The sequence below is a fragment of the Pseudoalteromonas luteoviolacea CPMOR-1 genome, assembly GCF_001625685.1.
GTDB classification, from domain to species: Bacteria; Pseudomonadota; Gammaproteobacteria; order Enterobacterales; family Alteromonadaceae; genus Pseudoalteromonas; species Pseudoalteromonas luteoviolacea_K.
The window spans coordinates 25,056-38,711 of sequence record NZ_AUYC01000012.1 but is presented as its reverse complement, the minus strand read 5'-3'; the positions used below and the strand labels follow the sequence as shown (position 1 = coordinate 38,711).

At 38.4% G+C, this 13,656-nt stretch carries 12 protein-coding genes and 1 pseudogene; 3 read left to right on the top strand and 10 right to left on the bottom strand.

What is annotated here, in order from left to right:
* Nucleotides 1-654 precede the first annotated feature (654 nt).
* Entirely contained in the window at nt 655-1,866 is a 1,212-nt protein-coding gene (locus tag N473_RS01975; protein ID WP_063366493.1) for a serine hydrolase domain-containing protein, read from the top strand.
* 1,255 nt (nt 1,867-3,121) lie between these two features.
* On the opposite strand, the gene N473_RS01970 is transcribed toward N473_RS01975, so the two are convergent.
* The 8 genes and pseudogenes from N473_RS01970 to N473_RS26950 all read right to left on the bottom strand — a co-directional run.
* Nucleotides 3,122-3,664 (bottom strand): DUF6817 domain-containing protein, encoded by a 543-nt coding sequence (locus N473_RS01970; protein ID WP_196766355.1) that lies wholly within the window; start codon nt 3,662-3,664, stop codon nt 3,122-3,124.
* Between the two features lie 68 nt (nt 3,665-3,732).
* The gene (locus tag N473_RS01965) at nt 3,733-4,140 is read right to left on the bottom strand and encodes a VOC family protein (RefSeq protein ID WP_063366492.1); all 408 of its coding nucleotides are present in this window, start codon (nt 4,138-4,140) and stop codon (nt 3,733-3,735) included.
* A 71-nt stretch (nt 4,141-4,211) separates the two neighbouring features.
* A complete protein-coding gene (locus N473_RS01960) occupies nt 4,212-4,598 on the bottom strand; it encodes a helix-turn-helix transcriptional regulator (protein WP_269202330.1) in 387 nt (128 codons plus the stop codon).
* A gap of 159 nt (nt 4,599-4,757) precedes the next feature.
* The gene (locus N473_RS01955; RefSeq protein WP_155735512.1) at nt 4,758-5,273 is read right to left on the bottom strand and encodes a hypothetical protein; all 516 of its coding nucleotides are present in this window, start codon (nt 5,271-5,273) and stop codon (nt 4,758-4,760) included.
* A gap of 290 nt (nt 5,274-5,563) precedes the next feature.
* Entirely contained in the window at nt 5,564-5,902 is a 339-nt protein-coding gene (locus N473_RS01950; RefSeq protein ID WP_196766354.1) for a hypothetical protein, read from the bottom strand.
* 329 nt (nt 5,903-6,231) lie between these two features.
* A complete protein-coding gene (locus tag N473_RS01945) occupies nt 6,232-6,522 on the bottom strand; it encodes a hypothetical protein (protein WP_063366488.1) in 291 nt (96 codons plus the stop codon).
* A gap of 316 nt (nt 6,523-6,838) precedes the next feature.
* Nucleotides 6,839-7,183: a hypothetical protein gene (locus N473_RS01940; RefSeq protein WP_063366487.1), complete on the bottom strand. Its 345-nt coding sequence runs from the start codon at nt 7,181-7,183 to the stop codon at nt 6,839-6,841.
* A 412-nt stretch (nt 7,184-7,595) separates the two neighbouring features.
* Nucleotides 7,596-8,320: pseudogene (locus N473_RS26950) on the bottom strand (alpha-amylase family glycosyl hydrolase); the annotation flags it as partial.
* Nucleotides 8,321-8,790: 470 nt separating this feature from the next.
* Between N473_RS26950 and N473_RS01935 the strand changes: the two are divergent.
* Complete coding sequence (locus tag N473_RS01935) at nt 8,791-9,489, top strand: phosphoglycolate phosphatase (RefSeq protein WP_063366486.1); 699 nt, start codon at nt 8,791-8,793, stop codon at nt 9,487-9,489.
* 54 nt (nt 9,490-9,543) lie between these two features.
* Nucleotides 9,544-11,013 (top strand): NAD(P)-binding protein, encoded by a 1,470-nt coding sequence (locus tag N473_RS01930; protein WP_063366485.1) that lies wholly within the window; start codon nt 9,544-9,546, stop codon nt 11,011-11,013.
* A gap of 369 nt (nt 11,014-11,382) precedes the next feature.
* On the opposite strand, the gene N473_RS01925 is transcribed toward N473_RS01930, so the two are convergent.
* Together N473_RS01925 and N473_RS01920 are read right to left on the bottom strand one after the other, a co-directional pair.
* Nucleotides 11,383-12,357, bottom strand: a complete 975-nt coding sequence (locus N473_RS01925; RefSeq protein WP_063366484.1) for a TolB family protein — start codon at nt 12,355-12,357, stop codon at nt 11,383-11,385.
* Between the two features lie 544 nt (nt 12,358-12,901).
* Nucleotides 12,902-13,591: a DUF4386 domain-containing protein gene (locus tag N473_RS01920; protein ID WP_081220893.1), complete on the bottom strand. Its 690-nt coding sequence runs from the start codon at nt 13,589-13,591 to the stop codon at nt 12,902-12,904.
* Nucleotides 13,592-13,656 lie beyond the last annotated feature (65 nt).

Sequence of the window (13,656 nt, the reverse complement as noted above, 5' to 3'; positions counted from 1 at the left end):
AGTGCTAACGCTAAACAACATTTTATAATAACTTTTAGTACAGGTTCCGATAAAGGCAAAACAATAGCCCTATCCCCCCTGAAACTCCAAAACCTCATCATAAAGCACTTTATAAGTGTCAAATCACTTTGTTTGGCGATAAAAGAACAACCAATAGTTTTTAAGTGTAGCCGGTTTCCAATCGTTTCTAATAGGACTACCTTGTTTTACTTGATAACTTGGCTTTCACCACTTGATAGACTCTTCAACAGCGCCCAAATCAAGCTCACTCGCCACCTCAAATATTAAGTCTCGTAATGATTCAAAACGCGCTCTGACGAGTTACGGGTAATCCCTTCCAACAAACTTTGCACACATCATCCATATTCCCTCTCTATATTTAGAGCCTGTGTCTACATGACTGTGCTGAATATCAATCTGAAACCAAGTCAGTGATCATACATTCGCCCCTCAATAGCCTCATACAAGAACTTGATAATATTGAATATATTATTAAATCACAAAGGTGTAACCAAAAAATCATAAGAAGCTCAAGCACCATATTTTTTTCTGTTTACTGTAGTAGATAACCGCTGAATTGGAGTTTTGCAAAGCAGGATACAATTACTTTTTTCCAATTTATGTAATGTTTATAAACAAATAAAAGGAGCAGCTATGACTCTCAAATACACCATAAAAAGCTTACTCGCGATTGCAGTTCTCTTAAGCAATAACATGACAACAGCTATGGCAAACACCAAAGAACATCACGCCCCAGAAGTGTCAAAAGCGGATGCACATATCACCTATACCGAAGTCCCATATCTTGATACTGCCTTCGTAGATACTTCCCCAAAAAACAGAAACGATGGGATCCCGGTAGGTAAGTTAGATCTCTACGGGGGTAAAAAACAGATGATCACCCAGTTTGCAAAAGAACTTGGTAGTTTTAAACATGGCCATTATGACAGTTTATTAATTGCGCATAATGGGAAGCTCGTTTTTGAATCCTATTATGCAAAGGGGCGAGTCAACCTCCCTCATTACCAAGCATCAGTAACAAAAACCTACACCGGCTTAGCTCTTGGTCGTGCCATTCAGCTAGGCTATCTTTCTATGGATGACTTGGACAAACCTTTAACAAGCTTCCTGACAGAGTTAGATTTAAGTAAATCGGTAAAACAAGGCGCTGATAAAGTGACCTTACGTCATGCATTAACCATGACATCCGGTATTCGAACTAATGGTGAACAAAGAGCGAAAATAGAGAAGCTGCCAAATCAATTAATGGGACAAGGAGAAATTAAAGCGATATTTGAGCACAGCCGGCCTGTCACTGAAGAGACTCAAACCTTCAAATACGGCTATGGTCCGCTTTTGGTCATGCATGTACTCGACGCCGTCGTCCCCGGAACTGCTAAAAACTTTATCAAAAAAGAATTACTCGACAAAATAGGGATCAACAATTATCAGTGGAGAACAAATGGCGCATCTGGCTTGCCCGAAGCTGGGTGGCGCACAAATATGACGTCCAGAGATATGATAAAATGGGGCATGCTTGCTATGAACAAAGGGAAATGGCAAGGCGAGCAACTTATTCCCGAGAAATTTATCACCGATGGTACCAGCAGACTCATTATGACTGGCGATGATGAGGTGCATTGGGGCGGCAAAGATGTATCTAATCAAGGTTATGGATATCTATGGTGGGGAGTCGACTTGAAAGTTGGAGACAAGCATTATTTAGGTGTTTCAGCCCAAGGTGGTAATGGTCAAATCATCATGATAATTGAAGAGCTCGATCTGCTAATTGTCCACACTGCGAATGATAACAACATTCCTTTCAAACAAGTCATTGCCGAGAAGATTCTGCCAGCCTTTATTTAAAGCTTAACTAAACACAAGACTGTACGCTTAACCCAAACTATATTGTTTAGGTTAAGTGGCCTAGTTAATAGGCTGAACCGGAGTAAAACTTACTCGAATGCATTGGTTCACTCTGTTCAAAACCCAAATCAGAGCAAACAATGATTGCCAAACTTATGGTCTAACATTCTATTTTCATAGATGAGTAACCCTATCAAGCTCATTTCATCGCAAGCTTTTACTGAGCAGGCAATACATTACGGGTTTACCAATCCAAAAAGGCTTAAATACAAAACTCACTTATACTTCATTTCTCTTTAGATAAAGTCAAAGTGGGTAATTTGACTAGAGTTAGTACGTAGGATGACAGAGCCCCAATGGTGCGAGCAACGCGAACAACGAATAGAGGGGCAGCTGATAAACACTTAATCTCACACAACTAGCAATAGCGCAAAGCCACCATTAAAGTTCAATATATTCAAAAGCAGTGACATCAAAATGACTAACGACTGACAACCACTGCGAGGCTAATCAGTATGAAGAAACAGCTCCGCTATATCAGTAATGCACAGTCTCTTGTTTACTCCACCCGACAAAAATGCTCCCCAAATATGTAAACACTAAAAAAGACAATGTGACGTATTTACTCTCAACCTCTAGAGCGAAAAGCCAAACAGCTGAAAAACACACGAGATTAATTACTATCAGTAGGTAACCTGAGTAAGCATACGTTGGTTTTGATACAGATCTGAATATGCCTTTAATTTTTTCCCTTCTGCGGTTTAAGCAACAACTAGCCACAATCAGGGAAATGACATGTGGCATGATTGCCATGCTTAGCATTGCTAATACATCACTATTCAAGCCTTTATGATAACTATCCCAAGCAACATAGCCCCAAAAAACAGCAGATACGATTGAGGAGGTATAAAATATACAAGCCAATACTGAATATATTAACCTAATAATAAAAATCACCTTTTATTAGAGATACCTGCATGCGCCACAGGCTTAAACTCACATTCACAAGTAAAGAAACATCAAAAGAATACGAACATCTTGCTCTACTAATGAGTTTAGTTATTTGAAAGCGAACGGAGGTTAGACTAACCAATGCTGAAAAGAAAGACTTATTGACCCTTTACTAAAGAAACAGCCGCCTGTTATAAATAGTTCAACTGGAGGCTTCACCCAACAGTAAGCCTAAAAATATGATTCTTTTTTCCCTTGGTCGATTACTGTTGACTCGCAAAATCTACTCACTGGATATTAAGCATTAAAACACACTATCTAATGCAACCTTAAACGCTTGAATAGCAGAATGGGACAGATAAGCTTCCATTCTAACAAACAAGTGATATAGGCCCTTCCCGTGCTCTTGTTTAAATGCTTCGCTTGAATGTACGAGCTCTAGTTCATTTGCGACGGTTAGCTCACAAAACATCTTGGTTCTGTGAATATCTAGTGGAAAGAACCGCCCGTTAAACCTGTCTTTAAACTGGATTTTATCTTGATGACCAAATTGCCGAAAAACAAACTCTCTGTCACATGAGCAATATAAATAGACTAACGCTTCTTCATCTTTGCCTATGGTTTTAGCGATAGAATCTCGCTGTTCAAGTGACACCATATTCATATCAAATCCAGCGGTGCCATACGCAGCATGAAACAACCCCGCGGTTTGCAACACTTCAGAAGCGCCCCAGCTTTCAAGTATTGAAGCAGTACCTTTGAGATGGCTCTCCAGATCTCCATTTAAATGTTGAAAATCACCAGCATTCAGAGACTCCAGAACTTTGAAGCGCGTGTCCATATTCATTACAGTTTTCCACATCTAAAAATACGAGACGCCGCATTCGACGTCATATAAACTCAATTTATCATGTTTTATCTTTGAACTAAGCTGAACCAATTACCTGAATTGTCTAGTGCCATGGCTTCAACACCATACAACTGTTCTGTTGGAGGCTGGATAAACTCTACACCTTTAGCCACAAGCTCATCATACGTTTTTTGGCAGTTTTCAGTTTCAAAAACACCTGCTCCAAAAGCCCCTTCTTGGATTAAAGCTCGTATTTTTTCAGCAGCGTCTTTGCTGAACATGGGCCCTTCTTTTGGCTCAGCTAATACCAGTTGATGCTGTGGTTTAGATTTTGGATGTACAGTCAGCCAGCGAAAATCGCCCTCCACCTTCATATCATCACCAACCTCGAAACCAAGTTTGTTTTTGTAAAAATCAAGCGCGTCGTCCTGATCCAGTACATAAATTGTTGTGTGCGCTATGGATGTAATCATTGATACATTTCCTGTTGTGAATTTATCCTCATTTTATACAAACAATAAAGAGGATATTTCTCCAATGTTGCTCATTTCCCATGTTTTTTTAAAAAATGATAGGCATAGCATGCGGGAATAGCCTGAGACGGAAACCGATAAGCTTCTGATGATAAGGCCCATAGCTTGCGGCGATATAAGGTCGGCGCAATACCAACCTGCTTTGTAAATAGTGAAGAAAAGCTACCAAGACTTGAATAACCAACTTTCTCACAGACTTCTGAAATACTAACATGCTCTGTTATAAGCATTTTTTTCGCTTCCTCAAGCCTTAGCCTAATCAGCAGTTCATTGGGGGTTTCTCCATAAGCCTCTTTAAAGGCGCGCAAAAAATGATATGGAGACATGTAAGACTGCTTAGCTATATCAGTCAAACACAAAGAAGTTTGGTAGTTTTGGGTAATAAACTCCCTGCTCATGCTTAGACGTTTAATTTTATTATGTGTCGTCATACAATATCCTTTTTGAAACCACGTACACTATAGCACGCTCAGAAGTTACATAAACAGTGAACTAAAACGTGTAAAAACCGACCTACCCAGATTGCTTTTTCAACGCATTACACCGCTACCAGTCTATTAATACGCAGCTTCTAATGTATTATAGATATCTGAAAAATCCATCTCAGTTTCAGAAAAGCTTTTTATTATTAAAACATTACCATCTCGCATTGATGATTCACGTAACACAAGAACGTCATGTGGGCATATTCCTATATAGCCACCATCGTCGTGACACCCCACAGCCACAGTCCCTTTTAAACCTTGCCAATGTTTAAATTTCACTGGCTCAGCGCTTTCTGTTGCACCTTGCCTTCCAACAGTCACCCACTGTTGATTGAAATAATCAAATCCATGCTCGCTTAATACTTGTAAATACTCGCTGTAACCAACTGATATAGATAGGTTAGCACTACTGTTTTTATGTTTAGCTTCTAATTTACATTTATTTCTTTTCACCGGTTTTGAAGTGACTTGCCAGTCTTCGTTAAAGGCAACAGAAAACCAACAATCAGTAAAAGCGAGTCGTTGTGTATTATTTGCACCTACGTCTAGACTTAAAAAAAACACCAAAACTAAAACAAACACTCTCATTTTATTGCCCAATCTCATACCCACAACTTAGAACAGTGTTTCTGCAGTATAGAAACACACAAAACCAATTCTTATTTGCCTATCCTAATAAAAGCTTATCTTCAACACTTTACGCCTCTGGTTAAATATCTAAAACAGATTTATAACAAGCTTATCTCCTTAGTATAAAAATAAACTGCACCTAGACCTTCACTTCTCAAACCCTTATACAACGACAGAAAAATGTTATAAATGATTGAAGTGTAGCGAGTGAAAGAAATAATTGTTACCTGTTCTTTTTATTCACTTTGTTACTTACCAAGCTCTGTAAAACGCTGATACTCTCCAATGGTAGAGAAAATACGTTGCATGTTTCTAACATACTCCTCGAAATGTGGAGATGATTTATCACAACCGAACGTCTTACACTGAAAGATGACGTTGCCGTCGTAATCGACTTCATAATATGTAGACCCTTCAACTTTTCTCCATTGTATTTCATAAGCAATAACATTTTTACCATCGACTGAAACGAAATTATAAGTAAGTTCATTGAAGTGGTTATGAAGCTTAATGGGGCTCTGTGTATAAAAAGAATCGAGTTCAATCATCAACCCGGAGTTAACCAACTCAGTTCTAATCTTTTTCAAAGCACCTCCATAAGGGAGGGAGTCAGGTATAATTAGTTGACTGATATCTCCAACACTGATGACTTGCTTTGGTCTCCAATTGATTGGTATTGCTCTGTTGGGTTTAAATAGTTCAAGTAATTTTTTTAGTATAAACATTGGCGCTTCCCATTGGTAATAAGAAAATAATTAAAGCGACACCCTTGAATATTAAACATTGCAGCTTTCACGCAATTAAAACTATCGCCTTCTCATTATTTACCAATTTTAAAAAAAGTTAATTAATCTATATTTATCAGGAAGCAACTCAAAGGGACAGGCTAAAAACGAAGGCACTTGAATTAAACCTATTATTCAGAGGTTTCGAATTCAAAACCACCTACTTTTTTAGCGACTAAATTGTAAGCCCAGCAAAATATACGCTGCATAAAATAAAACATGGCCCCATACAATATGGGAGCAAGCGCAAAGAACAAAAATGGGAAGTTAGAAACTTGTTCACCATCGCTAGTTTGAAGGCCTGGATCCAAAAAGAAGAAAAAGAGTGGCAAAAAACTCATTGGCAACATTAAAACTGCTATCGTAATTGCGAACACCTTACTCGTCTGATGTCCAGAGATACTTGTAATTTGAACCTTCATACTGATTCCCCTCGTCATAATACATATCAATGAAAACCGCAAAGTAAGAGACTAAGGTATGCAAGTCAAGTGATTTGGTTATTTATCGTATGATATTTGAAATATTTGCCGCTGAGTCATTACAAAACACTGGCTCTATTTGATGCTTTCTTCGCACTACAATTTCTTTGCAACCTCAGCGTCCAAAAAAAGGAAGTGATAAACTTGTCGAAAGTTAGCGGGATTAAACGTGGAGAGTTAAAATAATTGAAAATGAACAGACACTTTTTATTAAACAGCTCTTAACTGCAATAAAAAAGTGCCATATATTAATAAGCTACCACTCAGAAAGGTCACCCAAGGCAATATACTTAATAGTACAATAACCCAAGTGATAATTTTCTGAGCTTGTAATGCGATTTATCTCAACACTTTGATTTGTCGTTTGAGCTGTCAATAGCAATGAATAATAAGCATCAAATAATGGAACATCAGTGCGTAATAGCACAACTTTTTTACCGTTACAGACAACGCCATTGTCTAGCTGCACACCCACATGCCCCCAATGACCTATAGCGACACTTTTTATCTTACCAACATATTTTCCTGAACTATCTATGTTTCCTGCTATCGATTGACTAGAAAAAAACGCTAATAAAAAAATAAGAAAAAGTGATTTCATAAAAACTCCTTTAAAAACTTTGCGGTGTTTGACTTTTATTTTAAAAAAAAGAGCAGTATATTAAAACAGAAAAAAACCATTATCAACAAAAAACATTGACAAAAACACAAAGCAAAATTAAATTTAAAAAGCTCGCAACTATAATTGGATAGAAACCAAAATATCGACATGCAAATTTAAAATCTAGCCAACTTAGAAATTATAAAAAACAAAAAACTAAACCACTACCGTCCATGAGGTTTTCATCACAATTAAAATAGGATAGGCTATTTTTGAAACCCTACAGAATAAAATCAAACTTAATAAAATTATTAATTCCAACCGGTTTGAGCAGGGTTAATTTATAAATATATTGATATATTTTAGAATAAGAAGAAGTGCTTAAACTTGTGTTTACTAGCAAACGCCCTTTTACCAATTCGAAGTAGTAAAATAGCGAGAAAGATAATGTGTGTTCATGCATTCTTTTGCCAAACGGTTTAAGTGATTTAGGTTAACTGGCTTTGCTCTCGGGTTCATGTTGACTTGATTTTTTGACGTTCTCTGTGTTTTGAAAATGGTTAAAACGTTCTTGAAAAGATGTAAAGTCACTGTCTTCAAGTATATTTGCCACATCCGATCGAATAGGGTTTAAGTCTACATAAGTTATGCAGCTTAACAATGACGTCTCATCTAGCAGGGCTCGCGATTTATATCGCCCTTCCAATGTTTGCCAGTGCAGTTGCCTTCTTTGTTTGCAGTCTTCGCAATGTATTCATTGAGGCTCTTTATATACCAACTAATTTCATGCAGCCTAGTTCGCCAAGTAGGCACCTATCTTTAAATGGATTTCCTTTATACAGCTTGTACCACCTCGATATTACTTAGTTATCTGGGCAATTGAGCGCATGTGGTCTATTTACTTTTACAAGCAAATGATAGTGATTGCTCATAATAACATGCGCCGCTATTTAAATAGCAAATACATTACTCAGCAACCTAAGACGCTCCACCAACTAACCATATACGCCTATGGTTAAAGTTTTTACCTGTGTACTTATCCTCCCCACATAAAAAAGCTCGGCGTACATGCCGTGCGACTAAATGATAATAAGTTGTCGACGACAAATTGTTCAGTGTTTTCCTTGCTCTTGTCATTCTTGTTCGCCTCAACTTAAACTGTATATTTACACAGTCTTTCGTTCAATTTCTTTTACCAAAAAATTTGTGCCGGTCTCAAGTTTCGATGGCATACCTTGCCTCTTTTAGTTCAGATACACAGGGCGCTGAGATAACCTGCTCTAAACTCAGCAGAACTAGGAAAAACACAAGCTATTTATTCACCCCCTCTTAATCTCAACGAAATTAAGTCGCGTTTCAAAAGCAAGTAACAAGCAGTTTTAAGTATTTTTTGAATTATTCCTCCTCTATGTAAACCTAAACTGCAAAATGACCGTATCAAGGTCTACAAACAACAAAGGACAGCATTCACAATTACCTAATCAATATCAAGATAAATATTAGAAGACACACAGAACACAAATTTAGCTAGGTTGACCGTAGAAAGCGAACTCTTTAAAAGATACACTAGCGCGAGTTTAGATAAGGGTACACAGTAGGAATTTACATTGAAATTCACCAACAAAAACGTATTGCTATTCGATTTAGATGGAACATTGATCGACAGTGTGCCTGATTTGGCACTCAGTATTAACCAAATGCTAGCCGCAGTAGGCATGACCCCCTATCCAACTGACACTATTCGAAGTTGGGTCGGTAACGGTGCTGCTGTGCTAACACAGAGAGCATTGTCAGGCAGTATCGACATCAATCCTGATTTAGATGCCACCTTCGTCGAAAAAGCACTTTCAATATTTCTAACCTATTACGAGCAAAATGTTTGTGTTGAAACGACGTTATACCCTAACGTAAAAAGTACATTACAAAGCCTGCATAGTCACGGCTATCGGTTGGTAATTGTAACCAATAAGCCCGAACAGTTTGTTCGCCCTATTTTAAAACACTTAGGTTTAAACGACTTTTTTGAAATGGTTGTCGGAGGCGACAGCCTACCAAAACGCAAGCCAGACCCAATGCAACTAACGTATGTTTGCGACAAACTTGGCGTTACCCCTTCTTCGTGTTTAATGATAGGTGACTCGAAAAACGATATCTTTGCAGCCACAGCAGCAGGTATGCAAAGCGTTGGTCTAACCTATGGGTATAATCATGGTGAAGACATTAACAGTCATGGCGCAACTTTGGTATTAGATGATTTTGCAAACATCATTGAAACCTTAGTCTCTTTAACGGCACCAGCAGAGTAAGAATATGAACCTTTTCAAGGTTTAACATTTTATCATTTATTTATTGTCTAAAACATGCCAAATTCACTCTCAAAATATGCCAATACCCGCGTAGGAATCATAGGCGGTGGTATTGGCGGTGCGACTATCGCATTAAAATTAAGCCAACAAGGCGCTGATGTATTTCTTTTCGAAAAAGAAAGTAGCTTAGTTAATGGTCCGCCAATGTGTCATCTGCACGCCGGCGGTAATTTATATAGAGAAATATCTGACCAACAATGTATTGATCTTTTAAAACAATCGATCAACACAGCAAAATTATATCAAGAGGCCATTGATTTCAGGCCAACAATCGTAGCAGTACCCTCTAATGATAACGGGGAGCCAAACGACGTTATATCGAGGCTCACAGTGCTTCGGCAAGAATATCAGAGACTCATCGACGCAGATCCAAAAAATGAAATTTTAGGACCTGCATCCGAATATTTTAGATTGTACCAACGGTCAGATATTGAGCGACTCTCGCAATTACCCGTACCAAATCAGCCAAAAACACCTGATGAATGGATGGTCGCTTTTGCCAAACAAACTGATTTAACCCAACTTAAGTTTCCCGTTTTTCTAGTACAAGAATATGGCATTAGTGTTTTTAGGCTAGCGGCATTAACTAGTTTGGCGCTAGAAAACAGCCCAAACTGTGAACTATTAACAAACACGCAAGTTACTTCGGTAGCCCAGAACACTGCTGAAAAATGGGTCGTAGAGACTAAACGTTCAGGCGCAGCTGAGACCTTTGAAGTTGATTACTTAATTAATGCCTGCGGGTTTAGAACTGGCACTATCGATGACATGGTAGGACTTAAACCAAAACGTATGGTTGAATTTAAAGCGGCTTACATAAGCCGCTGGGAAGAGCAACGGTATAATTGGCCCGAAATCATTTTTCATGGTACTCGGGGTACAAAAAATGGCATGACTCAATTAACCCCCTACCCAAACGGTTATTTCCAAATACATGCAATGACCCCTGATATAACCCTTTTTGATGAAGGTTTAGTCTCGTCGAAGCAAGGAAGTGCTCAACCTGAACTTCCGGATAGATTCATCAATAAAGTAAATCATCAATGGGACGAACAAGTAATTAACGAAAGAACTACCAAGGCCATTAAAAAAGTTGCGGGCTTTATCCCTGCTTTTGACAGTGCCGATGTTGGCGGTCGACCGATGTATGGCGCACAGCAAATACCAGGAGATGATGCAACATTAAGGGTTGCCGATGTCGCTTTTCAATCGAATAGCTATGCTCGATGTGAAATCGTCAAAGCCTCATCGGCCCTGCCAGCAGCAAACACCATTATTAACAAGCTATTAGAGCTTGGTTTGTTATCCGATAGGTCCTCAGCGCACTGTCAAAGTACGTTCGTTGATGCGTCTATGACAAGTGACATAACTGAGCAACAAATTGCACAGCGAGCAGAACACCTTGCACTGGAACGTGGCTTTCCAGCTGATCTAGCAGGGCGAACAATGCCTGCTGTCGGATAAATAATATAAACGGCTCTAGGTGACACGAAAACCTTTAGCCGTTCCTCCTCTGTGAAGTGACAGGTGCCTCATTGTTTATACCCCGGTAAATAGACGTTGCTTCGTTAAATTGATAAATGTTGCCTGTCCCACAGTACTACAATACTTTTACCAGCCTCATAATACTTCCTCCATAACGAGCTAAATACACCGTATTCTTCAAGAGCAAAGCCACACAAAGCAGGCGTGCTTGAGGTTATTGGGCACGATAAAATACCTTTGAAAACGGTGTGTCCCTTAGTAATACTAGTCATAGATTAAGAGGCAGGAAAACATGCAGATAAATCGACATGTTTTCCTACTGTTGCAAGCAGTATTGTAGCTGACGGCTTAGATGTTTTTGCGCAGGTAGTTATTTAACTCTGTAATATCAACACTATAAATATTCATTAGTCCATTATGAATACTGTCCTGCCGCTTGAGCAATTCATTGTAATTCTTTACAGCTTTCACTTCGGGGTTGTTATCACTTGAGAAAAATAAGGTATTACCATCTGCTGATAGAATAGGATCTGAGTCCATCCTGCGCGAGTTTATTTTATTTCCTAAGTTTATCGGCTGCCCCCACTTACCCTCCTTTTGTTTAACCGATACATATAAATCATAGTGACCTAAGCCCCCAGGCCTCATTGATGTGAAAAACAACAACTTTCCGTCTGTAGAAACTTCAGGATCTGCGTCACTGACCGTAGAATTAAGCTCTGTGATCTCAATCGGCGCTTGATATCCATCTGGGTGATACTTCGAAATAAAGAGGTCGACATTGCCTGTAGACCCTTTGATCATAGATGAGAAGTAAATATCTTTATTAACATGTACAGTCGGGTAGATCACATTATGATCTCCGTTAATTTTACCAGGTACCAACTCAGGCTGACCAAATTTATCGCCATCAAAGCTTACTTGCCACATTTTAAAGATATCTTTTTTCGCACCTTCTACGGGCCTTCTGGAGGTAAAGTAAAATGTGTTACTGTCTTTTGAAAAATACGGATTAGTGTCATGAAACTCGCCACTAAATGGCAATAATGTTGGGGTCTGCCAAACCCCTCCTTTTTTATGAGTCATGACGAGCGCGCTGTTTGAGAACCGGGCCAATGCCCTAACAAACGCAAACTTATTTCCATCGGGAGATAAGCTAGAACCATACTCAAATTGATTCGTCGATACTGTATTTGGTGCGAATAAACTCGGTTCTAGGTTGTTTAAAATTGTTGCTAACTTATCATCAGCGTGTACAGACCATTGAGCAGAAAACGCTGACATCAATAACGCTACTTTGACTACTTTTATATTCTTTATCATATAAATATCCTTTCTTGCTTTAACACATTTTATGTTCTTTTTAATAATTAAATGTGTGTTGAATCGAGCTGCTAGAAAACAGCTCTGTCCTGAAAAATTTTTACCAATCATTTTTATTAAAACTTAAAAACGACTAACCACAAGACTGATGAGTATGCAGGGGCTTTTTAAAAAGTAATTATGTGCCTGTCCTGAAATATTAATGTTCTCAAAAGCTTTCGCTTCAACTTTTTGGGATCTGCTCTGCATGGCAGATAACACGAACTGAGTAACCCTTCATCACTGACAAGCTTTTAAATCAACAAACTTCCCTGATGGAACGTTGCTCTCATCAAGCATTGATGCACACTGCACTTTTTTTAGAGGCCATTAACTTGAGATCCCTGCCATCAAACTTTAAATTTATTTTTAGGGTTGTCCATGCACCACACTCCTTTTGTGCCTTGTGCACCAAACAAAGAGAAAACTAAACAAAACGCCTGTTTTGGTTCCCCGCTGACAATATTGTAATCCAATAGTTTGATAACAACTTTCTAAGCATGGATTAGCTTACTCCTTGCGCTGGTTTATCTTTAACCCCCATGATCAAAAGCCACAAACAAATTCCAATTTCCCCAAATGAAGCTGGCAATTCGACAAACAGAGGAATGGCTACATTTGGAAAAAGAAGGTATCCAAAGAATTTTATCAAATACCCAAAACAGCCTATCATCAATAAAATTCCGAATATTTTAGGAAGGAACCTCGACTTATAAACAAGGTAACCAAAAGGAAACAACCAAAGACCCCAAAATATCTGAACTACTGAAATCCCATTATTGTAAGACCTGAGTAATAGCATCACTTGCGTATGTATTTGCTCGGTATCGACTGCTTTTAGATATTCAGCTCCACTGAGAAGCGTAAGCACGTCAACTTTATTGATCATATTGAAAAGAGAAATAGGAACGCTGACAACAGCGAGTGCTATCATGAGAAAAGCGTAATTTTTATCAACTGACTTAAATAGTTTGTACAAAATAAACGGCAATACAAAAAAACTAATGTAGCAGAGTACACCACTCACAATACCTAATCGGAATAAGAACTCAGAATTAAGAATGTTATTAACCGTTACTGCTGCATCTCCCCATACTATAAGCTGAGATGGTACATAAATAAGGTTAAATATCCCTGTCAAAACGACTGCCAAATAAAATAACCCAGCGAGTCTTGCAATACTTTTTTTAGACACGACTATTCCTTAATAAACTAAACTTATTGAACATAAATACTCAAAACTAATGGCTTATAATGCCA

Coding starts and splice junctions, on each gene's coding strand:
- N473_RS01965 (WP_063366492.1), bottom strand. CDS start 4,140: ATGATTACATCCATAGCGCACACAACAATTTATGTACTGGATCAGGAC.
- N473_RS01960 (WP_269202330.1), bottom strand. CDS start 4,598: ATGAGCAGGGAGTTTATTACCCAAAACTACCAAACTTCTTTGTGTTTG.
- N473_RS01945 (WP_063366488.1), bottom strand. CDS start 6,522: ATGAAGGTTCAAATTACAAGTATCTCTGGACATCAGACGAGTAAGGTG.
- N473_RS01940 (WP_063366487.1), bottom strand. CDS start 7,183: ATGAAATCACTTTTTCTTATTTTTTTATTAGCGTTTTTTTCTAGTCAA.
- N473_RS01925 (WP_063366484.1), bottom strand. CDS start 12,357: ATGATAAAGAATATAAAAGTAGTCAAAGTAGCGTTATTGATGTCAGCG.
- N473_RS01930 (WP_063366485.1), top strand. CDS start 9,544: ATGCCAAATTCACTCTCAAAATATGCCAATACCCGCGTAGGAATCATA.
- N473_RS01955 (WP_155735512.1), bottom strand. CDS start 5,273: ATGAGAGTGTTTGTTTTAGTTTTGGTGTTTTTTTTAAGTCTAGACGTA.
- N473_RS01975 (WP_063366493.1), top strand. CDS start 655: ATGACTCTCAAATACACCATAAAAAGCTTACTCGCGATTGCAGTTCTC.
- N473_RS01970 (WP_196766355.1), bottom strand. CDS start 3,664: ATGAATATGGACACGCGCTTCAAAGTTCTGGAGTCTCTGAATGCTGGT.